Raw genomic sequence first — 24,054 nt, forward strand, 5'->3', positions numbered from 1 at the left:
AGGCGGGACCCGACCGCAGCGCGGCACCGATGGCGGACGCCCGCCCCGCACGGACTTTCCGCCGCGCACCCCCTTCCGTATGGGAGCGCTCCCATGCACAATGGGGCCAGCCGACCCAGGAGAGCCCCCACGATGACCGTGTCCGCGCCGCAGGTGACGTTTCCCCGCGCCTTCCTCTGGGGTGCCGCCACATCGGCGTACCAGATCGAGGGCGCGGTGCGGGAGATCGGCCGCACGCCCTCCATCTGGGACACCTTCAGCCACACACCGGGCAAGACGGTCGGCGGCGAGACCGGTGACATAGCCGTCGACCACTACCACCGCTACCGTGACGACGTCGCGCTCATGGCCGAACTGGGCCTGGGCGCCTATCGCTTCTCGGTCTCGTGGTCGCGGGTGCAGCCGACCGGCCGGGGCCCGGTGGTCCAGCGGGGTCTGGACTTCTACCGCCGCCTCGTCGACGAACTGCTCGCGCACGGCATCAGGCCGACCATCACGCTCTACCACTGGGATCTGCCGCAGGACCTGGAGAACGCGGGCGGCTGGCCGCAGCGTGAGACCGCCTTCCGGTTCGCCGAGTACGCCCAGCTGGTGGGTGAGGCGCTGGGCGACCGCGTCGAGCAGTGGATCACTCTCAACGAGCCCTGGTGCAGCGCGTTCCTGGGTTACGGCGCCGGGGTGCACGCTCCGGGCCGCACCGACGCCGCGGCGTCACTGCGGGCGGCCCACCATCTGAACCTGGCCCATGGCCTCGGTGCGTCCGCGCTCCGGTCCGTGATGCCGGCCCGCAACACCGTGGCGGTGAGCCTCAACTCGTGCCCGGTGCGGACGGTGTCGCAGGATCCGGCGGACCTGGCGGCGGGGCGGAAGATAGACGACCTGGCCAACGGCGTCTTCCACGGCCCCATGCTGCACGGGGCCTACCCTCAGTCCCTGCTCACGGCGACGTCGTCGCTCACGGACTGGTCCTACGTCCACGACGGCGATCTGGCGACGATCAACCAGCCGCTGGACGCGCTGGGCCTCAACTACTACACCCCGACTCTCGTGTCGGCCGCGTCGCAGACGGCAGCGGGCCGTCCGCGGCCGGGCGGTCGCGGCAGGGCCGCGGGCACACCCTGGCCGGGCGCGGAGGACGTGGCCTTCCATCAGAGTCCCGGTGAGCGCACGGAGATGGGCTGGACGATCGACCCGGCCGGCCTGCACGAGCTGATCATGCGGTACAGCCGCGAGGTGCCTGGCCTGCCGCTCTACGTGACGGAGAACGGCGCGGCCTACGACGACAAGCCCGACCCGGACGGGCGCGTGCACGACCCGGAGCGGATCGCGTACCTGCACAGCCATCTGTCGGAGATCCGCCGTGCCATCGCGGACGGCGCCAATGTGCGTGGCTACTACCTGTGGTCCCTGCTGGACAACTTCGAGTGGGCGCACGGCTACAGCAAGCGGTTCGGGGTGGTCTACGTGGACTACGCGACGCTTGCCCGGCAGCCGAAGTCGAGCGCGCACTGGTACTCCCTGGCGGCCCGCACCGGAAAGCTGCCGCCTCCGCAGGTCTGACCGGCCGGGGACGCGGCGCGGGAGGGAGGCGCCGCGTCCCCGGCGGTCCGGGATCCGGTCCGGTGCGCCGAGCCCTACTTGAAGGCGGCGAACGCCTTCGAGAAGGCGAACCTGTCCTGGACGACCGAGCTGCACGTCGGGTCGGCCGTGGGCTTGGCGCCGCCGTCGCACTGCCTGTCCCGCGTGGCCGACCACATCGACAGCCCGCCGAGACCCTTGGACCGGGCGAAGTCCGCCAGCTGGGCGGCGTCGTCGACCTTGAAGATCTCCGACGACACGTCGTTGACGCCGATCATCGGGGTGACCGCGACCGCCTTCCAGGCCGCACCGTCGGGGAGTCCCAGCACGCTCTTGAGCTGGGCCTGGGTGGCGGTGGCGGCCTGGGTGGCGTAGGTGCCCATGTCACCGCCGTACGCGGCTCCGTAGTCCATCGCCATGATGTTCACGGTGGAGATCTTCACGCCGTTGGTCCTCGCGTCCGCCACGAGGTTCACGCCGTCCTGGGTCAGGCCCTCCGGCATGACGGGGAGGGTGAACGAGACGTCCAGGCCCGGGTGCTGCTGCTGGAGCTTGGTGATGGCCTGGGCTCGGCGGGTGTTGGCGGCCGTGTTCGGCAGCGCGCCGCCCTCCACGTCGAAGTCGACCTTGGTGAGCTTGTACGCGTCCACGACCTTCCCGTACGCCGCCGCGAGCGCGTCCGCCGAGGAGCAGCCCGTCGCCAGTTCCGCTCCGGAGGCGCCGCCGAAGGAGACACGGACGTCGCCGCCCTTGGCTCGCAGGGCGCCGATCTGCGCGGCCACCGCGTCGCTGCCGATGGCCGTGACACCTCCCCACTTGGGGGTGCAGCCGCCGCCGTCGGTGACGAAGGCCAGGTTGTAGTCCTTCACGCCGGTCGCGTCGGCGGAGGCGATCAGGTCGAAGGCCGGGTAGAGGGAGGTGTCCACGTACGGTGCGAAGCCGGCGCTCGTGCTCGTCCCGGAGCCGGGGGTCCCGGAGGCGGTGGGAGACGGCGTGCCGGTCGCCGTGGCGGTGGGGGTGGGGGTCGCGGTGGGGGTCGGCGACTGTGTCGGACGCCCGCTGGGCTCAGGCGTCGCTCCGTCGTCGGCGGAGCACCTGGCGCCGTCGATCAGGCAGCCTGTCGGGTTCCCTGAGCCGGTCACGACGAAGCCGACGGTCGCGGTTTCGCCGGCCGCCAGCCCGTCCTTGTCCCAGGACGGCGGCTTCACGGTGACATGCTGCCCGCTGACCGTCGACGTCCCGTTCCACAGCGAGCTGAGCTTCGCACCGGCCGGCAGGTCGAACCGGAGCGTCCAGTCGTCCTTGGTCCGGTCGCCGTCGTTCGAGACGACGTACTGCGCGGTGTACCCCGTGGACCAGTCGCTGGTCCTGGTGTAGACGGCACCGACTCCGGCGGCGTGCGCGGTGCCGGTGACCAGAAGTGCTGCGCCGCCCACGACGGAGGCGGCGACGACCCCGCCGATCACCTTGTTCCTGCCGCTGACCCTGCGCCGGTGCGTACTGCTCATCGCGTGCCTGCCTTCGCTGCTCACGGGGGGTGGGATGCGGGAGCACGCTAGCGATCCGGAATCGCGCAAATCAGATCATCCGGACGGCGTCCGGGGATCTTAGGGTGCGCTTAAGGAAGGGATCGGGGCCGGTTAAAGGTAGAGACCAATGCGCGTCTGCGGCGCACTCGGTGCCCGCGCCGCACCGGCGCCCGCCCGTCGAGCTGGAACCAGATGCGCACCTCCGTGCCGCCCAGCACGGACGAGCCGATCCGCACGTCGCCGCCGGTCGACTCGGCGAGCCGCCGCACGATGTCCAGGCCGAGGCCGGTGGATCCGGCACTGCCCGAGCCACGGCCCCGGGCCATCGCCGCCTCCGGGTCCAGGATGCCGGGCCCCGCGTCGGACACCAGCACGATCACCGCGTCCTCGCCGTTGTGCACGTCGACTGCGAACGCCGTGCCCTCCGGCGTGTGCCGGAAGACGTTCCCGAGCAGCGCGTCGAGCGCGGCCGCGAGGTCCGCCCGGGCCACGGGTGTGCGCACGGGCCGGTCGACCCCGGCCACCCGCCACTTGCGGCCCTCGTCCTCGGCGAGGGCCGACCAGAACTCCATCCGCTCGCGCACCACTTCGGCCGCGTCGCACCCGGCGCCCGGACCCGCCGCCGCGGTCTGCGGCTTGGCCTCCCGTGCCGTACGAATGATCGTGTCGACCTCGCGCTCGAGTTGCGCCACCGCCGCCCGCGTCTGCTCGGCGGCCGGGCCCTCGCCGAGCGAGGCCGCGTTCAGCCGCAGCACCGTCAGCGGGGTGCGCAGACGATGGGAGAGATCGGCCGCCAGCTCCCGCTCGTTGGCCAGCAGTTGGACGACCTGGTCGGCCATCGAGTTGAACGCGACGGCCGCGAGCCGCAGTTCGGTGGGTCCCTCCTCCGGCACCCGTGCCGCGAGTCTCCCCTCCCCCAGCTCGTGTGCGCCCTCGACCAGGCGCTGGGCGGGCTGCACCATCCGCACTCCGAGCCGGTCGGCGACCGCCACCGAGCCGACGACGAGGGCGACGCCGACCGCGGCGAGCACCGCCCAGGCCGTGGCGACGCCGTTCGACACCTCGGACTCGGGGACGTACACCTCGACGACGGCGATGTCGCCGGAGCTCAGCGCGGTGGGCTGGAGGAGTGCCGAGCCGCCCGTGACCTCCGCCATGGACGCCCGGCCCAGCCGGCGCGTGGTCTCAATGTCCCTGGCGGGCGCGCGACCGGGCCCGATGTCGATGGCCTTCGTGCCGTCGCCCGCCGGGATGTGCACGGCCATCGCGTCGCCGGGACCCGCCGAGGCGACCACCTTCTCCAACTGGTCGCGGTCGGTGGTGATGGACAGGGCGGGCGCGATCGCCGCGGCCTCCCGCTCCGCGTTCGAGAAGGCGCGGTCGCGTGCCATCTCCTTGATGACGAGCCCGAGCGGGACCGCGAAGGCCACCACGACCATGGTGGTCACCGCCACGCAGACCTTGATCAGCGCCCACCTCACGACAACGGCTCCGTCCTCGGTGGTTCCAGCTTCACGCCCACTCCCCGCAGCGTGTGCAGATAACGCGGCTTCGCCGCCGTCTCACCCAACTTCCGCCGCAGCCATGAGAGATGGACGTCGATGGTCTGGTCGTCCCCGTACGACTGCTGCCACACCTCGGCGAGCAGCTCCCGGCGCGGCACGACGACACCGGGCCGGCCGGCAAGAAAGGCGAGCAGATCGAACTCACGGCGCGTCAGGTCGAGTTGTGCGCCGTCCAGTTCCGCGAGGCGGCGCAGCGGATCGATCGCGAGGCCGCCGACCCGGATGACGGACGACGGCGCGGCCTCGGCCGCGGCCGCGCGGGTACGGCGCAGGACCGCCGCGATCCGTGCGGACAGGTGCTCGACCGAGAAGGGTTTGGTCAAGTAGTCGTCGGCGCCCGCGTTGAGCAGGCGGACGATCTCCGCCTCGTCGTCGCGGGCGGTGGCGATGATGACCGGCACGTCCGTGATGCCGCGCAGCATCTTCAGCGCCTCCGACCCGTCCAGGTCGGGCAGTCCGAGGTCGAGGATCACGACGTCGAACGGAAGATGGGCGACCTCGCGCAGCGCCTCCAGTGCGGTGCCGACGCTGCGCACGGTGTGCCCGGCCTCCGTCAGGTGCCTGATGAGCGCCGAGCGTACGAACTGGTCGTCCTCGACCACGAGCACACGTGCCATGGGCGGCACCGTACGCCATACGGGGACGACGATCCCCCCGGTCGGGCGAAGCCGGCGGGGCGACGACCGTGGTAACGGGACCGGCTCGCGGGCTCCCGCAGGGACGACCGGAACTGTGTGCGACCCGTGAGACACCGGTGGGGCGTGTGGGGCAGTATGGCGGGGATGGTCAAAGGACTCGTACACGTACTGGCGTGGTCGGTCGCCACGGGCGCCGCGGTCACGTTGTCGTGGTGGGGCGTCCACACGGTGATGACGGGGACCGCCTACGATCCGCCACGCGCCCTGCCCATCACGGCGGGCGGCGCGACCACGCAGCGCGCGAAGCCGGCGGCGTCGTCGACAAAGCGCCCCGAGCCGTCCCCGCGCACGAGCCGCGGGCCCGCCTCGGGCCCGGCGCCCACCCCGGTGAAGACGGCCGGCGCGCGTCCGAGTCCCACTTCCACGACGACCTCGTCCCCCTCCGGGTACGGCCGGGTGAAGAGTTACGACACCGACGGTGGGCGCGCGGTCTTCGACCTGGGCAGCACATCGGCGTCGTTGGTGTCGGCCACGCCGGGGCCCGGTTGGTCGATGCAGGTGTGGAAGACCGAGTCCTGGATCCGGGTCGAGTTCGCCTCGGGCGTGAACAGGGTGTCGGTGTTCTGCACCTGGCACGACGGTCCGCCGCACGTGGAGATCGGCAACTACTGAGGGGCGGGTGCCCGGATCAGCGGAAGACCGACGGCGGCGGCGCGGGTGATGCCACGGCCGCCGCGTCCGTGACCGCCGCGGCGCCTCCGGTGAAGTCGGTGAGCGCCCTGCCGTGCTCGACACGTGCCGGGTGGGGGTCCGAGGCGGCCCGGCGGGTCAGTTCGGCGACCGGAAGCGGATGGGCCGAGGCCACGAGGACCGCGTTCCCGAAGCGCTTGCCACGCAGTACGGCGGGGTCGGCGATCAGGGCGAGTTCGGGGAAGACGGCCGCGGCGGTGGAGATCTGGCCGCGCAGATGGGCGAGCGGTGGCCCGTCGGCGAGGTTGGCCGCGTACTGACCGCCGTCGTTCAGCACCCTGCGCACATCGGTGAGGAACTCGACCGACGTCAGGTGCGCGGGCGTGCGCGCCCCGCTGAACACATCCACGATGACCAGGTCCGCCCAGCCGTCCGGAACCTTGCCGAGCCCTTCGCGGGCATCCGTGGAGCGCACCCGTATACGGGCGTTCGGGTCCAGGGGGAGGACGCGCCGCACGAGTTGGACGAGCGCACCGTCGCGCTCGACGACCTGCTGGGTGGAGCGGGGCCGGGTGGCGGCGGTGTAGCGGGCGAGGGTGAAGGCACCGCCGCCGAGGTGCACGGCGTGCACCGGACGGCCGGGTGGTGCAGCCAGGTCGATGACATGACCGAGGCGGCGCTGGTATTCGAACGCGAGGTACGACGGGTCGTCGAGGTCGACGTGCGACTGAGGTGCGCCGTCGATGAGGAGGGTCCATGCGCGCACCCGTTCCCGGTCGGGTATCAACTGCGCGAGCCCGCCCTCGACCGTCTCGACGACGGCCTCTGCGGCCTGCCCGCGCCGCGCGTTCCGTGACCTGCCCATTCAGCCATTATCGAGGGGACGGCGATGGCGGGCCCACCGGCGGTGCGCGGGGAGCCCGGCCGACGCGAACCGTCAGCGCGCACTCACCGACAGTTGTCGGCGGCCTCGAGCATGCGCGCCGCTTCCCCGAGGGCCTCGCGGAGCACGGTGGGGTCCGTGGCCAGTTCCACGTCACCCGGAGGCAGAAGCCAGCCCGTGCCCTCGACGGGAGGGACCGGAGCGGCCTGACCGACCCCGCGCCCCTGGGTCTGCGTGCAGGTGCTGCCGGGGACGTCCCAGGCGTCCGCGGTGCCGGGAGGGACCAGGAAACCCAGGGTGTCGCAGCCGTCGTCGTGGATGACGGGCCCGACGCAGTCGCCCGCGCCTCGACGCAGGATGTCGACGGCCTCCAGTCCTTGCCGGGTCGGCACGGTCACGAGGTCCGGGGCCTGCTGCGGCGGTGCGCTGCACTCCCGGGTCGGCATGTGCCGCGCGGTCGACTGCGACGTACGGAAATCGGTGCTCTGCGTGCTCTGCATCCCGGCCTCCATGGCGGAACCCCTCCTCGACGCGTGAGTTGGGTCGGGAGTTCGGGGGGCTCCCGGTCCATCGGGTTAAACGCTCCGGAACGTCAACGGCAACGGGCACAACGCCGCCGCAAAGGATGGCAGTTCATGGCAGATCGCGCATGAGATATCCGGTTTGTAGGCAAACCTCGCGTGACGACTCTCGCGGGACGGGTACGTTCGTGCACCGCCGGACGCAGGGAACAACTTGCACCACGCGGGCAAGTCGTCCCGAATCCGGCATGGTTCGACGGTTCGCACGAAGGAGCCCGACCATGACCTCGTCCCAGCACCCCCGGCCACCACGGCCGAACCTCGCCTTCCGGCAGCTGCGCGGGCAGCGCTCACCGGGCGAGTTCGCCGCGGCGGTACGACGCGCCGCACGGGAGATCGGCGAGCGGGTCAGCTGTGACGCCCGGTACATCGGACGTGTGGAGGCCGGCGAGATCCGTTGTCCCAACTACGCCTACGAACGGGTGTTCCTCCATATGTTCCCCGGACGCACTCTCACGGACCTGGGGTTCGCACCCCGCTCCGCGGTGCGCGGCCGGGGGGCGCGAACCACCCATGAGGCGCCCCCCGTCAACACCATCCGCCGTCCGTTCGCCTCATGTGAGACACGCGAGGCCTTCGAGACGTATGAGACGCCAGACACCTACGAGAAGCACGAGTCGTACGACGGACACGCGTACGGCGAACAGAACCACGAGGAGAGCGACGTGCTGCGTCGCGCATTCATGACCGGCGGCACCGTCACGGTGGCGACCGCATCCCCCGGCCCTTTCGGGCTCACCTTCGGCGGTGCGGCAGCGGCCGCCCAACGCCCCGTCCATCGCGCGGGCTCGTCCGAGGCGAGCGCACTCGAGGAGGCCGTACGGAAGATCAGACTGCTCGACGACCGGCACGGTGCGGACGGCCTGTACCGCCGTGCGGCGGCCCCGTTGCGCACCGCCTACGCGCTGCTCGACGCGGGCACGACCCGGCAGTCGGTCACCGACCGGCTGTATGTGGGCGCAGGCGAACTGGCCATCTCGGTCGGATGGTTGGCACACGACTCCGGGCGGTTCGACGACGCCCGCTCGCACTACGCGGAGGCACTGGCCACGGCCCGGATGTCCGGGGACCCGGCCCTCGAGGCGCACGCGTTCTGCAACACCGCGTTCCTCGCCCGTGACGCCGGCCGGCCCCGCGAGGCGGTACGGGCGGCGCAGGCGGCCCAGCGCGCCGCGCGCCCACTGGGCTCCCAGCGCCTGATGTCGCTGCTCGCGCTGCGCGAGGCGGGCGGCTGGGCGGGGCTCACCGACCGGGCGGGCTGCGAACAGGCGCTGGCCCGGGCGCAGGCCCTGTTCGAACGCGGGCCGTCGGAGGCCGACCCGGAGTGGATGACGTTCTACGGCGAGGCCGAACTGGAGGGCCTGGAGGCGCAGTGCTGGTCGGCCCTGGGCGACTGGCCGCGCGCCGCCCGGCACGCCCGGCGCGCCGCCCATCTCCAGGACCCGCACTTCTCCCGGAACATCGCCCTGTACGCCGCGGAGCTCGCCGACGACCTGGCCCGCGGCGGCCGCCCCGACGAGGCGGCCGAGGCCGGGCTGCGCGTCCTGGACCTCCTGGACCAGGTCCAGTCGTCCCGGATCCAGACGATGCTGGCGGGCACGGCGCGGGTCCTGCTGCCGCACCGCCGGGCAGCGGGCGTGTCGGCGTTCCTGGACCGCCACGCGTCCCTGCCGCGCACGGCCTGAGCCGTGCCCGCGCGGGGACCGCGGTCATGCCATGAGGTGACCGCAGTCGTTCCAGGACTCGATCGCCGGCTCCCCGTAGGCCCACCCGAGGACCGACAGGGAGGTGGGGTTGAGACGGATGCGGGCCGCGAACTCCAGCGGCAGCCCGAGCCACCGCGCCCCTATGGAGCGCAGGATGTGCCCGTGCGCGAAGACCAGCACGTCGCGATCCGCCGCGCGGGCCCAGGCGACGACCTCGTCCGCCCGCGCGCCGACCTCGGCCAGGGTCTCCCCCTCGGGCACCCCGTCGCGCCAGATGAGCCAGCCCGGCCGGACCTCCTGGATCTCGGCCGGCGTCAGGCCCTCGTACGCGCCGTAGTCCCACTCCAGCAACGTGTCCCAAGTGCTCGCCCGCTCGCCGAAACCGGCGATCTCGCACGTCTCACGCGCGCGTGCCAGCGGACTCGTGCGCACCTCGACACCGTCCAGCCCGTCGAACGGCGCCCGGTGCAGGCGCCGGCCCAGCAGCTCGGCACCCCGCTTGCCCTCCTCCAGGAGCGGCACGTCGGTCCTACCGGTGTGCTTGCCGGACAGCGACCACTCCGTCTGTCCGTGCCGGGCCAGCAGGATGCGCGGTGCCATGAGCGACCTTTCGGGATGAATCCATCAGAAGTCAACAAGGACGTCACACCATCATCGCTCACCCCGCCCCCGGGCAACCCGGTGGGCGATCTCTGCGTCTTGTCCGCCGGGGTGCCCCTCAAGAGGGGGCGCATACGCCGTAAGGTGGCAGACCGGGCAACGGGAGCCGCAGCAGAGCAGAACGGGGAGGGCGAATCGTATGCCGCAGGCCGAGACACGAGGCATCGGGGGAAGCCCGCTGACCCGGCTGCGCTGGTGGACCGAACTGCCCCTGATCCTGCTGGTGTACATGTGCTACTCCGCCGGCCGGCTGCTCGCCCGGGGCGACGTCTCCTCCGCCGTCGACCACGGCCTGGCGATACTGCGCCTGGAGAAGCTGCTGCGCATCAACGCCGAGCACCCGCTGAACCGTCTGTTCACCCGAGAGGCGTGGCTCGGCATACCTGCCGACTTCTGGTACGCGTCACTGCACTACGTGGTGACCCCGGTGATCCTGGTGTGGCTGTTCAGGTGCCGCCAGGAGCACTACCGCGCGGCCCGCACCTGGCTGATGACGTCCACGTTCATCGGTCTGATCGGCTTCACGCTGCTGCCGACCTGCCCTCCCCGGCTTCTCTCCCCGGGCCACGGCTTCGTCGACACGATGGCCCAGTACAGCTCCTACGGCTGGTGGGCCGGTGACGCGAGCGCACCGCGCGGGCTCGGCGGGATGACGAACCAGTACGCCGCGATGCCGAGCCTGCACGTCGGCTGGGCGCTGTGGTGCGGCGTGATGCTGTGGCGGTTCGGCGGCAGGCGCTGGACCAGGGTGGCGGGCGTCGCCTATCCGCTGCTGACCGCGATCGTGGTGATGGGCACCGCGAACCACTACTCGCTCGACGCGGTCGCGGGTGTCGCCGTCATGGGCGCCGGCTTCCTGCTGGCCCCGTCGGTGATGCGTGCGGCGGACGTGGTGCGCACCCGGCTGCGGCGGCCGTTCGTGCCCGCGGCGGACACCCCGCGCGCCACAGGTTCCCCAATTGTCAGTGCCGGGTGCCAGACTTCGACGGGTGAGCGAATTCCCCGACAGCGCATCTCCCGCTCCGGACCGGGAGCCGAGCCGGGTGCCTCTTCCGCGGACGCGGGGGACGGCGCTGCGGCAGCGGCTCGCTGACCTGCGCGGCCCCTCCGTACCGCCCAAGCCGCTGGACGCGCGCGCCCTCGCCGCACTCGCCGCGAACCCCGGGTGCAGACGCCGCGCGCTCCTGGACGGGGCCGGGGTGGACAAGGCGGCGCTGGCGGGAGCACTTGGAGCGCCCTCGGCGTTCGGTCAGTCGCAGTTCGCCTTCGTGCGGGGCAACGCGTTCGAGGCCAGGGTCAAGGCCGACGGCGGCTCGGAGCTGCTGCGGCTGGTGCACGAGATGCTGGACCCGGCCGCCGACGCGCCCGAAGGGGCGCGTGTCCCCGACCTCACCGCCGCCGGTCCCGAAGGGCGCACGGCCCGGACGGCGCTGGCGTTGCGCGAGGCCGTCCAGGAGGGCGGCTGGACCCTGCTCGACCACCCCATGCTCGCCCTCCCCGTGGCGGGCTCCCTCGCGTTCCTCGAGCCGGACGCCGTGGTGGTGCACCCGGACGGCAGCTGGACCGTCGTGGAGATCAAGTCCTTCCCCATGCTGGACGGGTCGGCCGACCCGGCGAAGGTGGGAGCGGCCGCCCGCCAGTCCGCGGTGTACGTGCTGGCTCTGGAGGAGGTCGCCGCCCGCCTCGGCACGGAGCCGGAAGGGCGCGGCACCGAGGGCGGCGCACCTCCCGCGGTGCGCCAACGGGTCCTGCTGGTCTGCCCGAAGGACTTCAGCAATCTGCCGACCGCCTCCGCGCTCGACGTCCGCAAGCAGCGTGCGGTCACCCGGCGCCAGCTGACCCGTCTCGTCCGTATCGAGGAGATCGCCGACGGCCTCCCGCAGGGCACGTGCTTCGCGCCCGACCTCCCGCGGCACGAGCTGACCACCGCGGTGGAGTCGGTCCCTGCGACCTATGCACCCGAGTGCCTGGCCGCGTGCGAACTGGCCTTCCACTGCCGGGACCATGCACGCGCCGAGGGCGCGGTCACCTCCTTCGGAAGGTCGCTGCGGGCCGAGCTGGGCGGGCTGACCACGGTGGACGAGGTCCTGGCCGCCGCCCACGGAACGGCCGGCGACCCGGACGACCCGGCGGTGGCGGCGCTGCGCAGGGCGGCGGAACTGCGGGCGGAGGCACTCGCCGGCCGGGAGGACCCCGTATGTCGCTGATCGCGACCCTCGCCCGGCTCGAGGCCGTCCGGTCGGGCCGCGCCCAGGCCCTCGCCACCGTCCGGCACCGACACCTGTCCGAGCGGCCCCTCGTGCTCGTTCCGCTCACCACCGCGGGCGAGGCCGGAGCACCGCTCGGAGCGCTCGTCGGCACCGACCGGGACGCGCCGCGGCTGCTCGTGGTGCCGCAACCACGCGACCGCGACCTGAGGTTCGCGTTCCTCGCCGACCTCGCGGACGTCGTCCTGCCGTACATCGACGGGTTCGCCGAGGCGGTCGAGGCCGCCGAGCGCTCCGAGACCGATCCCGAGACCGGCAAGCGGGTCAAGGTCGAGGTCGACCTGTGCGCGGACGCGCCGCAGCTGATCGTGCCGAGCCGCGCGGGCATCGACTTCGTCCGGCTCCTCGGCCGCTCCATGCGTTTTCGCCGCACCGCCGAGCAGGACCCCGAGACCCCGTTCCCGGCACCCACCCGCGTACCTCTGCTGGGCCGGTGGTTCACCCACTTCGGGGAGCGCTCCCGGGTCCCGGGATCCTCCCTGCTGCTCGCCGTCACCGATCTGCTGCCGCGGCACTGGGCGACCGGGCAGTCCCATCTGGAGGACCAGCACCTGGGAGCACTGCTGGCCTGGATCGACCCGCCGGAGGGCACATCGGGCGCGGACGCGGCGCTGCGGGCCGAGCTGGCCCGGGACGGAAGCGGTCAGTTGCTGTGCCCACCCTCCGGGCCGGCCACCGACCCGGCCTTCGACAACAAGCTGCTCGCCCCGGCCATCGAGCGCTACGACCAGGTGCGGACCCGGCTCGCCGCCGCCGAGGACGGTGTCGAGGCGGACGACCGCTTCGGTGAACTCACCGCCGCCGAGCACTCGATCCGCGCGCTCGTCGAGAGGTGCACGCGTCCGATCTGGGACGCGGTGTGGCGCGGACTCGACCTGCTGCGCGAGCTCGAGGAGGGCGGCCATGTGGCCGACCGCTGGACGCGTGACCGCTGGTCGTTCACCGGCCACCGGGACCGGGTGGCCGCGGGCGAACCACCGCAGCCGCGCCGGGACGACGCGGTCACGGCGGCGAACAAACTCGCCGCGCGCGAGCGCGAACAGGCCCGCCTCGACGCCCAGGAGGCACTCGACGACCCGCTTGTCATGGCCGGGCGGCGGTTGTCGGGCGAGGCGTTCGCGGGCGAGGTCACGGACGTCGTGATGACGTACAGCGAGGGCAAGCGGCCGAGCCCGCGCCCGCTGCTGACCGTACGGACCGAGGACCGGCCCCATCTCGGGGAGCGCACCAAGGTGTACCGGTCGCTGGCCGGCAAGCCCCAGGCCGCCGAGTTCGTCGGGCACGAGGAGCTCGCCCAGGGCGACGGTCTCGTGGTCCTGCGGATCGTGGACAAGATGGGGCGCGGCAAGGAGCCGGAGGCGGGCACCGTGCCCGAGAAGGGCGACCGCGTCTGCTTCACGCTCTTCGAGCACGAGCAGCGCGGCGGGGCGAAGCTGCCCGAGCCCGAGGAGACGCCCTGGACGCACGGCGGGCCTCCGGGTGAGGCCGACACCGTGCCACGGCCGGATCCGGTGACCGAGGAGGACGTTCTGTGACCGTGTTCGCCCAGCCGGGCGGGGCCCTCGATCCGGGGGCCGCGGCCGCCCGGGCCACGGAGGCGATCCTCCACGACACGCTGCACGGGGCGCACCGCGGTGTCGTCGTCGACTCGCCGCCGGGCGCCGGGAAGTCCACACTCGTGGTCCGGGCCGCGCAGGAACTCGCGGCCGCGGGACGGCCGTTGATGGTCATCGCGCAGACCAACGCGCAGGTGGACGACCTGGTGCTGCGGCTGGCGGAGAAGGACCCCGGGCTTCCGGTCGGCCGGCTGCACAGCAGTGACCCGGACCCCTACGACAGAGCTCTCGACGATCTGCCGCACGTCCGCAAGTCGGCGAAGGCGGGCGATCTGGCCGGCCTGGACGTCGTCATCTCCACCGCCGCCAAGTGGGCGCATGTCAAGGACGTCGAGCCGTGGCCGCACGCGATCGTCGACGAGGCGTACCAGATGCGGTCCGATGCGCTGCTGGCGGTGGCGAGCCTGTTCGAGCGGGCGCTGTTCGTCGGTGATCCGGGGCAGCTGGACCCGTTCGCGATCGTCGGCGCGGAACAGTGGGCCGGGCTGTCGTACGACCCCTCGGGGTCCGCCGTGACCACGCTCCTCGCCCACAACCCCACGCTCCCGCAGCACCGGCTGCCGGTGTCATGGCGGCTTCCGGCGTCGGCGGCCCCCCTGGTGTCGGACGCGTTCTATCCGTACACACCGTTCCGCAGCGGTACCGGGCACGGGGACCGGCGGCTCACCTTCGGGGTGGACTCCGACGGTTCGGGACCCGACCGGGTGATCGACGAGGCGGCCGAGTCGGGCTGGGGGCTGCTCGAGCTGCCCGCCCGGTACACCCCGCGCACGGATCCCGAGGCGGTGCGGGCGGTCGCCCTGGTCGTACGGCGTCTGCTGGACCGGGGCGGGGCGTCGGTCTCCGAGCGGGCCACGGATCCTGCGCCGCTGACCGCCGACCGGATCGCCGTCGGCACGGCGCACCGGGACCAGGCGGCGGCGGTGCGCTCGGCGCTGACGGACCTCGGCGTGACGAACGTGACGGTGGACACGGCCAACCGGCTCCAGGGCCGGGAGTTCGACGTGACGGTGGTGCTGCATCCCCTGTCGGGCCGTCCTGACGCGACGGCGTTCCACCTGGAGACGGGGCGGCTGTGCGTGCTGGCCTCCCGCCACCGCCATGCGTGCATCGTGGTGTGCCGGGCCGGGGTCTCGGATCTGCTCGACGACCATCCGTCGACGGAACCGGTGCAGCTGGGGGTGACGGTGAAGTTCCCGGACGGATGGGAGGCGAACCACGCGGTGCTGACCCATCTGGCGGAACACCGTGTGGCCTGGCGTCCCTGACGGGCGGGGCCACCGGTACGGCCGTACGGCCGGTGACCAACGGCACACCGGGACGGCCGGGCGATACGTGAACGGCCGCCCGCCCCGAGGCCGCGGCACCGGCTGCCGGCCGGCAGGTCCTCGACCGGCGCAAACGCCCCGGCAGCCGGAAAATTCCGTTCGACGGGAACATCGCGTGAGCGGGCGGCCTTGAGACTGCGCGAGGCGTGCGGCACGGTCGGCGCCCGATCCTGCGTACTCGCGCTTCGAGGCCCTCTTGCGTCGCCGCGAGACAATGGACGGTGGCCCACCCGACGGGTGGCGTCACTCGGACCCTACGAGGAGGAGAAGACATGGCGGAGCCCACGCGTCGGAACGAGCCGCGGCTACGCCCCGCGCCCCTGCTCTTCGAGCCGGCGGAGGCGGCCTCCGACCCGGAGCACTTCTTCGACCTGGAGTCGATCGACGACCCGCGGGCCCTGCTTGCGCGCGCCACGGAACTGGCTCAGGCCTTCCGCGCGGCCGCGGACCGGGCGGTGGAGTTCCAGGCGGTCGCCGCGGCCCAGCTCGCCGATCCACGCCGCTTCGACCGGCTGACCCCCGCCGCGATCGCCGAACAGGCGGAATGGACCGAGGACTACGCCAAGAAGATGGTGGAGTTCGGCCGCGATCTGATGCGCGGTGTCGAGGCGAGCGGGCCCGAGAACCTGGGCTGAGCGGTGCGGCGGCGGGGAACCGTCCCGGCCGCCGACCCGAATGATCTTTTGGCATATGCCGGGCGGCACAATACCCCTTCCCGCCCCACCCTGTCCCGGTTTTCGGCAACCCTCGGAGACGGTTCGTTCACTGCGGGTAGACCTGGGCGTCATGAGCAGTCGAGCGCCGTCCGACGAACCCTGCCGACACCTCCCCGACCGGTTCGACGTCTCCGGCGTCACCTCGGAGGGAGCCATCTGGCTCGCCTCGGCGGGAGCCTGTCCCCGCAGCATGCTCGCGCACTGGGCGGATCGCCCCTCCGCCCCGGTCGTGCTGCCCTGCGGCACCGCGTTCGACATCATCAACGCGCCCGCGATCTTCGGGCGGCGCATGCTCGACCGGCTCTGGGACGAGGGCCCGGGCTCCGGGCCCGTCGCCGAGCACCGCGGGCGCATGCTGCTCTTCGCGGCGCCCGGCACGGCACGCCGGCTGCCCGCGCTGCTCGACTGGGAGGAGTGGGGCGGCCGGGTCCAGTCGATTCCGCCGCTGCTGTGCCACGGTCCCGGTGACGCCGTGACCGTGCCCGCGATCCGCCCCGCCGACACCGCCGCCACACGCCCCGAATCCCGCTGGCTGGTCGCGCCCGACACCTGTCACCCATGGCTTCCCGGACCGGAGGTCGTGCTGTGGGCGGCCGTCCGGGCGGCCCGTACGGCCGCCTCCGCGGCTGTACGGATATCGATTTTTCCTCCCACCGACCAGGATGCTAAGGTCTACGACGTCAGCAGGCGCCGCTAGCTCAGTTGGTTAGAGCAGCTGACTCTTAATCAGCGGGTCCGGGGTTCGAGTCCCTGGCGGCGCACGATGGCGATGGCGATCCATGTTCGCGGAAAGCGCGAACGGGGTCGCCATCGTTGTTTTTGCGCGGCGCCACCGCACGTGGTGGGGGCTTCGCCACCCACACCCCCTTTCGGCTCGGCTCCGGTGGACCGGCGTCCGCAGCCGTCCTGGGGCCTCCGGGCGCAGCCGGAGGCCTTACCGATCCGGGGCCGTGGCCGCCGAGCACCTGCCACGGCGGACCGCAGCCCCATCCCCCCGGCACAAGCCCTGTCTCCGGGACGAACCGCACCGCCCCCCCGACCGGCCACAGCGAACCGCGGTGGCGAGCCCCGCCCCTCCCCGCAGCCACACCCCGCCGCGCGGGTCGGCTCCTATGGGTGCCGGGGGGCCGCCCACCGACCGCGAGCAGACGATCCGTGGTGACCGCGCCCGGAGTCATTTCTTCGTGACCTTCACCGTCCATGCCCCGGTTGGGGTGCGGTCCTCCACCTCCACTTTCACCTTCACCGCCCCGGCCGCCACCGTGAAGCTCTCGCCGACCGGGATCGGGGCGTCCGCGAGGGCCGGATAGACGGAGTTGCCCCAGCAGGCGGCGGTCTGCGGATGGGCGTCCAGGACCTCGATCGGCCCACTGCCCGACTCCGTCTCGCCGTGGACGCGGTAGACGAGGACGCCCGGCAGGCAGACCCCGGTGTCGTTGCCCAGTACCCCGCGTGCCTCGATGGCGAGCACACTGTCCGACCCCGTCCGCACGACCGCCAGTTTGGTGCCGCGTCCCGAACCGAAGGCCTCCACCCCGGGCCCGAGCAACCGCTCCCCGGGGCTGCCCGCCGCACCTGTCGCCCCGCCGTCCTGCCCCGTGTCCGCATGCACCGGCACCTGCGGCACGGTCGGGCTGGACTCGAGCGGTTCCAGCGTCAGCCGTGTGACCGTACCCCGCACACACACCACCTGCCGCGGGTCCAGCCACCCCAGCTTCCACTTGTGCCAGGCGAACAGATCGGGAGCCAGACCGAACTGGCTGCCCATGAGATCCCAGTCGCCGACGTACGTGTCCCAGTCGCCCTTGCCGTCGGTGGGGCGGTGGTAGAGATCGGGCAGGTCGAAGACGTGGCCCGTCTCATGGGCGAGGACCAGGTGGTCCGGCGGATGCTTCTCGAAGACCGTGACCATCCGGCGGATGTCCGTGCCGTCGGCCTGCATCGGGGTGTCGAGGTTGACCACCTTCGTGGCGTCCGAGTCGACTCCGGGCGCGTCCGGGTCGGCCACGAAGTACACGATCTGGTACTTCGAGAAGTCGACCTCCTTGTCCGCCACGGTGACCGCGTCGTGCAGATACGCGGACCGGTGCTCGGGGTCCCAGTCCCGCCCGATGGCGTACCAGTCGGAGGGCCGGGGCATGCGGATCCAGTGGCTCAGAGGATGCGGGCGCACCGAGAAACGGCCGTAGGAGGCACGTTTGAAGAAGCGGTTGGTGGCCGGGAAGTAGTCGCTGGTCAGCTCGCTGGGCGTGGTCAGCGGAGTCGCGTCCGGGAACGACAGGAAGACCAGGACGGCGTCCAGCGGGTGGGTGGGCCGCGTGTAGTCGGCGTTCCAGGTGTCGACGCCCTCCGAGTGATGGGCCTCGCTGCGCGGGAGTTCACAGGGTGCCGTGGGCAGTCCGACCAGTGAGGGTCCGGTGATGAGCGAGGTCGCCACCAGCGCCGCCATCGACGTCGCCATGGCCGCGGTCCTGCGCAGCATGGGCGTCCTGCCCCGTACGAGCGCCTTGGGGACGTACCTGGTTGGCCCCTTGGCGGGGAGCGGACGCGGCACGTCGACCTCCGGGTGCGGTTCAGGGGCTCCGCATCCAGCTTTGTCCTACTTGTAGTACTACGCCCTGTTTGTCTGCACCGGAAGGGTGAGACCCCCTCAGACGGGGGAAAGGGCAGAGAGAAACCGCGTCGGCCAAGGGAGGGGCAGTGCGACGCGGGAGCGCACGACGGCGCAGGGAAACGGAGGGGGCGGCCGACAGGGGCCGACACCCCCACCACTCACGCAACGTCACAACCGCGGACGGCCTGATAGACCGGCGCCCGCCGCGGGCAGAAACGATCTGTCAGAGCGTGCGCCCGTTCCCGGGCACCGGACTGCGGCTGCAAGGCCTCCGGGCCGGGCTCTATGATCGGCACACTTCCCTGCACGAACACGACGCGCACGGTCGCCCGTCACGCGACCGTCGACCCCGGCGAGACACACGAGATCCGTACGAAGAACGAGTGCACTGCGGGAGCGAGCGGTGAGCGGAACCTCCGAAGGGCCGACGCCCGCGGCAGACCTCGTCGGCCCGGCCGTCACAGGAAGTAACGACCCCACGTCCGGTGCGCCCGAACCGTCGTCCCTCCCGGGGGGCCATCCGATCCCACCGGCCCCCGACGCTGCGCCGCACGCCTCCCGGTCCCACCCGCTGGGAGCGGCGTTCACCGCGGCCCCGCTCGCCATGGCGCTCGTCGACCGCGAGGGCCTGGTCGTCACCGCCAACGAGACGATGGGATCGCTGCTCGCCACCGGCACGGGCGCCCTGGCCGGCAAGGCCGCCGCCGATCTGGTGGACCTGTCCTCGGACGCCCGCACCTGGCACGCGTACCGCGAGGTGCTGCGCGGCCGCCAGGCACGGCTGCGCTGTACGCGCCGGCTCAAACATCCCGACGGCCACTCGCTCTGGGTCCAGGTGACCGTCACCCCGCTGCCCGAGACGGAGAAGGCGGTACTGCTCTCGGTCGCCGACATCGGCGCCCGCCGCGAACTCCAGGCGCAGCTACGGCACTTGCAGATGCACGATCCGGTGACACGGCTGCCCAACCGCACGTTGTTCTTCGAACGTCTGTCGGCCGCACTGGAGGTCGAATCGTACGAGGAGAGCGGCACCGGCCGGGTCGGGCTGTGCTATCTGGACCTCGACGGCTTCAAGGCCATCAACGACACCCTCGGGCATCGCGTCGGGGACCGGCTGCTCGCGGCCGTCGCGGAGCGCCTGACGGCGTGCGCGGACGAGGCGGGCTACGCGCGGGCAGCCACTCCCCTGGTGGCGCGGCTGGGGGGCGACGAGTTCGCCCTTCTCGTCGAGGACTCGACGGGCACCGACCAACTCGCCGAGCTGGCGGAGTCGGTGCTCAAGGCGCTTCAGGCGCCGTTCGACCTGGCCGGGCAGCGCCTGTCCGTCTCGGCGTCCATCGGTGTGGTGGAGCGGCACGCGGCCGGGACGACGGCGACCGGTCTGATGCAGGCCGCCGACACGACGCTGTACTGGGCGAAGGCCGACGGCAAGGGCCGCTGGACCCTCTTCGACCCCGAGCGCAACGCACACCGTATGACCCGGCAGGCCCTGTCCTCCGGTCTGCGCCCGGCCATCGAGCGGGGTGAGTTCGCCCTGGAGTACCAGCCGCTCGTCGGGATGGAGGACGGACGGGTGCGCGGGGTGGAGGCACTGGTGCGCTGGCATCACCCGCAGTTCGGCACGCTCACGCCGAACCGGTTCATCGGATTGGCCGAGGAGGACGGCTCGATCGTGCAGCTCGGACGCTGGGCGCTCAAGTCCGCCTGCCGTCAGGCGCGCCGATGGCAGTTGGAGCGCCCGGACGAGCCACCGATCTTCGTCAGTGTGAACGTGGCGGTACGTCAGGTATGGGACTCCGACCTGGTGGCCGATGTGGCGGGAACCCTCGCGGAGACGGGACTCGCCCCCCATCTGCTGCAGTTGGAGCTCACGGAGTCCGCGGTCATGGGTTCGGCCGGCCGCCCGCTCCAGGCGCTCCAGGCGCTCAGCGACATGGGGGTGCGGATCGCCATCGACGACTTCGGGACGGGGTACTCCAACCTCGCCTACCTCAGCCGGCTGCCGGTGTCGGTGCTGAAGCTGGACGGGTCGTTCGTCCGCGGTTTCCAGTACGAGGGCACGGGCGTGCACCCCAACCCCGCGGACGAGGTGATCGTCGAGGCCATGATCCAGCTCGCGCACCGGCTGGGCCTGACCGTCACCGCCGAGTGCGTGGAGACCTCCGCGCAGGCCAGCCGACTGCGACGGATCGGCTGCGACACCGGCCAGGGCTGGCTGTACTCCCGGCCGGTGCCACCGGACCGCATCTCCGAGCTGGTGGATCCGGAGGCCTGCCACCCTTCATGACCGCGCCGGCGCCGGGCGGTCCTCCCGGGTGAGGGCGGCCTCAGACGGTCGGCAGACCGTAGGCGTCCGCGATCAGCTCGTAGGAGCGCACACGTACGTCGCCGCCGTGGGCGTTGGACGTGAGCATCAGCTCGTCGGCGCCGGTGCGCTTCTGGAGGTCGTCCAGGCCCGCGCGGACCTCGTCCGCCGTGCCGTGGATGACGTTCGCCGTCCAGGACTCGAAGAACTCCTGCTCCAGCGGACCGAACTCGTAGGTCTCCGCCTCCTCCGGAGTGGGGACGAGACCCGGGCGGCCCATGCGCAGCCTGAGCATGTTCAGGGCGGCGGCCCTCACCTGGCGGCGGGCCTCCTTCTCCTCGTCGGTGGCGAGCGCGGCGACACCGATCAGGGCGTACGGGGCCTCGAGCACCGCGGACGGCCGGAAGGACTCGCGGTACAGATCGAGCGCCGGGACGGTGTTCTGCGCCGAGAAGTGGTGGGCGAAGGCGAAGGGCAGGCCGAGCATGCCGGCCAGGCGGGCGCTGAAACCGGAGGAGCCCAGCAGCCAGATCGGCGGCCGGTGCGGGGACTGGACGCCACCCGGTGAGGTGGACTGGACGGGGCCCGGGACCGCGTGGATACGGGAGTAGGGGTGACCGTCCGGGAAGTCGTCGTCGAGGAACCGGGTCAACTCGGCGAGCTGCTGGGGAAAGTCGTCCGCGCCCTCGTTCAGCCGGTCGGTGCGGCGCAGTGCGGCGGCCGTGGCGCCGTCGGTGCCCGGAGCGCGGCCGAGGCCCAGATCGACACGGCCGGGAGCCAGGGCCTCCAGCGTGCCGAACTGCTCCGCGATGACGAGCGGGGCGTGGTTGGGCAGCATCACTCCGCCCGAGCCGAGCCGGATGCGCTCGGTGCGGGCGGCGAGGTGGGCGAGGATCACGGCGGGCGAGGAGGACGCCACGCCCGGCATCGAGTGGTGCTCGGCGACCCAGAAGCGGTGATAGCCGCGGGACTCCGCGAGACGCGAGAGGTCCACGCTGGTACGGAGGGCGTCGGTGGCGGTACCGCCCGCACCGACCGTGACCAGGTCAAGTACGGACAGGGGTACGGGCGCGGTGCCCTGTGCCGTGGCTCGGATCTCGTCCACCGAACTGCCTCCTGCGTGTGTGTCGCGACTCCCACGCACAACAGGAGGCAGTCCCCGGTTATTCCCGGCCCGTCGGCCCGGACCGGGCGATCACACCTGGACGATCGGCTCCCTGGTGAACAGGGTCCCGAGGCCGGGGGCGTTCACACGGCGGTCCACCAGGCGCAGGGCCTCCCACACCGTGACCTGGTTCGCCGTGAGGACCGGCTTCGCCAGCTCCTTCTCCAGAGCCGCCAGGTGCGCGACGGTGTGCAGTGCCGTGTCGGGCAGCAGGATCGCCTCGGCGTCGGGGTGGTCCGCCTCGTGCGCGAGCGCGCTCACCTCCTTCGCGCTCCAGAGCGCCACCTCCCCCGCGGTGGCCGCCCCGGCGGAGTGGACGGACACCACCTCCACCTCCGCGGCCCGCAGGAACGCGGCGAACAGGTCCGTCACGTCGGCGGGATACGGCGCCGCGACGGCCACCCGCCGCGCCTTGATCTCCCGGGCCGCGTGCACGAAGGCGAACGAGGTGGCGGAGGCCGGCATGCCGGCCGTGCGCGCGAGGGTGCGCACCTGCTCGTGGGCGCCCTCCCAGCCGAGCACAAAACTCCCGCTGGTGGACGCCCACACCACCGCCTCGGCGCCGGAGAGCCGCAGCTCCTCGACGCCCGCCGCGAGCAGCTGCGGCGAGCCGATCCGGCGGAGCGTGTCCACGCGGTGAGCGCCCTCCCCCGCGTCGGTGTGCACGAGGTCGACACGGATGTCGCTGGCCAGAAGCTGCTCGATCCGGGGGTAGTCGTCCTCGGCGTAATGGCCCGGGTAGAGGAATCCGAGTGCGGTCATGCCCAACCTTCCTGTTCTTCCGGCAGTGCGGGACCCTGGTGTGCTGCCTGTCCCTCCCACCGCCTCCGGGGCGTGGGAGGCGTCCCCCCAGCAGAGCCTGATGGGGACGCGCCGCCCGGGTACCCAGGTGACGCTGAGCCGCCCGCCCCCGTCACCTGCTTGGCGGAGACGACGTCCGTCCCGGCGTGCTGGGACGCCTTCCCGAACCACGCGCCGAGTAACGCCCGCACGGCGGTTGCCGGGGCGTCCCGAGCGATTGACGGCCGTCGCTCCGGGTGCGACCGTGTTCCATCCGCGCATGTCGGACGCCCGCCCGGCCGCCCCCGGCCGTCTCCGCCGAACGGAGGCACGGTTCCCGAATGACCGCCCGCCCGCCCGGCCGTCCCACGTTGCTCGTCCTGGACGCCGAGCCGTTGCCCCGGCTCGGTCGGCTGACCGGACGGGTGCGGATCGAGCACGTGGACGACTCGGCCCTCGCCCGGCGGCTGCCGTACGCCGATGTGCTGCTGGTCTGGGACTTCACCTCGCGTGCCGTGCGCGACGCCTGGCCCGGTGAGGGCCCGCGGCCGCGCTGGGTGCACGCCGCGAGTGCGGGCGTGGACCATCTGCTGTGCCCCGAACTCGCCGCGTCCGACGCGGTGGTGACGAACGCGCGCGGCGTCTTCGAGCGGCCCGTCGCCGAGTACGTGGCCGCGCTCGTCCTCGCGATGGCCAAGGACCTGCCCCGGACGTGGGACCTGCAACGGGAACGCCGGTGGCGGCACCGTGAGACGACACGGGTCGCGGGCACGCGCGCCTGTGTGGTCGGCTCCGGACCGATCGGGCGGACGATCGCCCGCACGCTCAAGGCCCTCGAGGTCACGACGTCGATCGTGGGCCGCGTCCCGCGTACCGGGATCCACGGCCCGGCCGACCTCGACCGCCTGATGGCCCGTGCCGACTGGGTCGTCGCGGCGGCGCCGCTCACCGAGCAGACGCAGGGCATGTTCGACGCACGCCGCTTCGGCGTCATGCAGCCTTCGGCCCGCTTCGTCAACGTGGGACGCGGGGGCCTCGTGGTCGAGGGGGCGCTCACCGAGGCACTGACCAAACGATGGATCGCGGGCGCGGCACTGGATGTCTTCCAGAACGAGCCGCTGGCCCCCGACAGTCCGCTGTGGCACGTGCCGGGGCTGCTCGTCTCCCCGCACATGAGCGGCGACACGGTCGGCTGGCGCGACGAACTGGGCGCACAGTTCGTCGGGCTGTACGAGCGCTGGGAGGCGGGGAAACCGCTTGTGAACGTGGTCGACAAGAAACGTGGATACGTGCCCGGTCACTGAGTGCACACCGAGTGCAGTCGTGGCCGGTCAGCGCCGCGGCGGAGCGGGGACACGGCCCTCGTGCACACCACCGCTCGGGCGCGGGGCCGAAAATCGGCCTGAATACATCGCATGGTCCCGGGTAGCCGC

20 protein-coding genes and 1 tRNA gene are annotated in these 24,054 nt (G+C 72.4%); 12 read left to right on the plus strand and 9 right to left on the minus strand.

Annotated elements, in window-relative coordinates; genetic code table 11:
- The first annotated feature begins 132 nt into the window (after positions 1-132).
- On the plus strand, positions 133-1,560 hold the full coding sequence (locus tag ADL25_RS11980; protein WP_059127671.1) for a GH1 family beta-glucosidase: 1,428 nt from the start codon (positions 133-135) through the stop codon (positions 1,558-1,560).
- Positions 1,561-1,634: 74 nt separating this feature from the next.
- On the opposite strand, the gene ADL25_RS11985 is transcribed toward ADL25_RS11980, so the two are convergent.
- The 3 genes from ADL25_RS11985 to ADL25_RS11995 form a co-directional block, all read right to left on the minus strand.
- The gene (locus tag ADL25_RS11985; protein ID WP_059127672.1) at positions 1,635-3,086 is read right to left on the minus strand and encodes a cellulose binding domain-containing protein; all 1,452 of its coding nucleotides are present in this window, start codon (positions 3,084-3,086) and stop codon (positions 1,635-1,637) included.
- 110 nt (positions 3,087-3,196) lie between these two features.
- A complete protein-coding gene (locus ADL25_RS11990) occupies positions 3,197-4,588 on the minus strand; it encodes a sensor histidine kinase (protein WP_059127673.1) in 1,392 nt (463 codons plus the stop codon).
- The gene (locus tag ADL25_RS11995) at positions 4,585-5,289 is read right to left on the minus strand and encodes a response regulator transcription factor (protein WP_059127674.1); all 705 of its coding nucleotides are present in this window, start codon (positions 5,287-5,289) and stop codon (positions 4,585-4,587) included. Before ADL25_RS11995 ends, ADL25_RS11990 begins: the two co-directional genes overlap by 4 nt.
- A 165-nt stretch (positions 5,290-5,454) precedes the next feature.
- Here ADL25_RS11995 and ADL25_RS12000 point away from each other — a divergent pair, with 165 nt between their 5' ends.
- On the plus strand, positions 5,455-5,982 hold the full coding sequence (locus ADL25_RS12000; protein ID WP_059127675.1) for a hypothetical protein: 528 nt from the start codon (positions 5,455-5,457) through the stop codon (positions 5,980-5,982).
- A 16-nt stretch (positions 5,983-5,998) separates the two neighbouring features.
- Here the strand turns inward: ADL25_RS12000 and ADL25_RS12005 are convergent, their stop codons facing one another.
- Positions 5,999-6,865 (minus strand): spermidine synthase, encoded by an 867-nt coding sequence (locus ADL25_RS12005; protein ID WP_059127676.1) that lies wholly within the window; start codon positions 6,863-6,865, stop codon positions 5,999-6,001.
- An 83-nt stretch (positions 6,866-6,948) separates the two neighbouring features.
- The gene (locus tag ADL25_RS12010) at positions 6,949-7,383 is read right to left on the minus strand and encodes a hypothetical protein (protein ID WP_234380879.1); all 435 of its coding nucleotides are present in this window, start codon (positions 7,381-7,383) and stop codon (positions 6,949-6,951) included.
- A gap of 302 nt (positions 7,384-7,685) precedes the next feature.
- Here ADL25_RS12010 and ADL25_RS12015 point away from each other — a divergent pair, with 302 nt between their 5' ends.
- On the plus strand, positions 7,686-9,149 hold the full coding sequence (locus ADL25_RS12015) for a hypothetical protein (RefSeq protein WP_107116578.1): 1,464 nt from the start codon (positions 7,686-7,688) through the stop codon (positions 9,147-9,149).
- A 24-nt stretch (positions 9,150-9,173) separates the two neighbouring features.
- Here ADL25_RS12015 and ADL25_RS12020 read toward each other — a convergent pair whose 3' ends face one another.
- Positions 9,174-9,770 carry a histidine phosphatase family protein gene (locus ADL25_RS12020; protein WP_059127678.1) on the minus strand — a complete coding sequence of 199 codons (597 nt, stop codon included), beginning with the start codon at positions 9,768-9,770 and terminating at the stop codon, positions 9,174-9,176.
- A gap of 199 nt (positions 9,771-9,969) precedes the next feature.
- On the opposite strand from ADL25_RS12020, the gene ADL25_RS12025 reads away from it, so the two are divergent.
- The 7 genes from ADL25_RS12025 to ADL25_RS12055 all read left to right on the plus strand — a co-directional run bounded on the left by ADL25_RS12025 (position 9,970) and on the right by ADL25_RS12055 (position 16,518).
- A complete protein-coding gene (locus ADL25_RS12025; protein ID WP_059127679.1) occupies positions 9,970-10,923 on the plus strand; it encodes a phosphatase PAP2 family protein in 954 nt (317 codons plus the stop codon).
- Entirely contained in the window at positions 10,874-12,037 is a 1,164-nt protein-coding gene (locus tag ADL25_RS12030) for a hypothetical protein (protein WP_059127680.1), read from the plus strand. Before ADL25_RS12025 ends, ADL25_RS12030 begins: the two co-directional genes overlap by 50 nt.
- Positions 12,028-13,632 carry a hypothetical protein gene (locus ADL25_RS12035; RefSeq protein ID WP_059127681.1) on the plus strand — a complete coding sequence of 535 codons (1,605 nt, stop codon included), beginning with the start codon at positions 12,028-12,030 and terminating at the stop codon, positions 13,630-13,632. Before ADL25_RS12030 ends, ADL25_RS12035 begins: the two co-directional genes overlap by 10 nt.
- A 2-nt stretch (positions 13,633-13,634) precedes the next feature.
- On the plus strand, positions 13,635-14,981 hold the full coding sequence (locus ADL25_RS12040; RefSeq protein ID WP_059127742.1) for an AAA domain-containing protein: 1,347 nt from the start codon (positions 13,635-13,637) through the stop codon (positions 14,979-14,981).
- Positions 14,982-15,313: 332 nt separating this feature from the next.
- On the plus strand, positions 15,314-15,676 hold the full coding sequence (locus tag ADL25_RS12045) for a hypothetical protein (RefSeq protein WP_059127682.1): 363 nt from the start codon (positions 15,314-15,316) through the stop codon (positions 15,674-15,676).
- 151 nt (positions 15,677-15,827) lie between these two features.
- The gene (locus ADL25_RS12050) at positions 15,828-16,454 is read left to right on the plus strand and encodes a bifunctional DNA primase/polymerase (protein ID WP_059127683.1); all 627 of its coding nucleotides are present in this window, start codon (positions 15,828-15,830) and stop codon (positions 16,452-16,454) included.
- Positions 16,445-16,518 (plus strand) — tRNA-Lys (locus ADL25_RS12055). Before ADL25_RS12050 ends, ADL25_RS12055 begins: the two co-directional genes overlap by 10 nt.
- A gap of 413 nt (positions 16,519-16,931) precedes the next feature.
- On the opposite strand, the gene ADL25_RS12060 is transcribed toward ADL25_RS12055, so the two are convergent.
- Complete coding sequence (locus ADL25_RS12060; protein WP_059127684.1) at positions 16,932-18,311, minus strand: M6 family metalloprotease domain-containing protein; 1,380 nt, start codon at positions 18,309-18,311, stop codon at positions 16,932-16,934.
- Between the two features lie 463 nt (positions 18,312-18,774).
- Here ADL25_RS12060 and ADL25_RS12065 point away from each other — a divergent pair, with 463 nt between their 5' ends.
- Positions 18,775-20,658, plus strand: coding sequence for a putative bifunctional diguanylate cyclase/phosphodiesterase (locus tag ADL25_RS12065; protein ID WP_059127685.1), 1,884 nt, complete (start codon positions 18,775-18,777; stop codon positions 20,656-20,658).
- 40 nt (positions 20,659-20,698) lie between these two features.
- Here the strand turns inward: ADL25_RS12065 and ADL25_RS12070 are convergent, their stop codons facing one another.
- Both ADL25_RS12070 and ADL25_RS12075 read right to left on the minus strand, forming a co-directional pair.
- A complete protein-coding gene (locus ADL25_RS12070; protein ID WP_181923059.1) occupies positions 20,699-21,781 on the minus strand; it encodes an LLM class flavin-dependent oxidoreductase in 1,083 nt (360 codons plus the stop codon).
- 90 nt (positions 21,782-21,871) lie between these two features.
- Positions 21,872-22,603 carry a decarboxylase gene (locus ADL25_RS12075; RefSeq protein WP_059127687.1) on the minus strand — a complete coding sequence of 244 codons (732 nt, stop codon included), beginning with the start codon at positions 22,601-22,603 and terminating at the stop codon, positions 21,872-21,874.
- Positions 22,604-22,962: 359 nt separating this feature from the next.
- On the opposite strand from ADL25_RS12075, the gene ADL25_RS12080 reads away from it, so the two are divergent.
- Positions 22,963-23,925, plus strand: coding sequence for a D-2-hydroxyacid dehydrogenase (locus ADL25_RS12080; RefSeq protein ID WP_059127688.1), 963 nt, complete (start codon positions 22,963-22,965; stop codon positions 23,923-23,925).
- Positions 23,926-24,054: the final 129 nt, after the last annotated feature.

Origin of the sequence: Streptomyces sp. NRRL F-5122, from assembly GCF_001507435.1 — a bacterium.
GTDB classification, from domain to species: Bacteria; Actinomycetota; Actinomycetes; order Streptomycetales; family Streptomycetaceae; genus Streptomyces; species Streptomyces lannensis.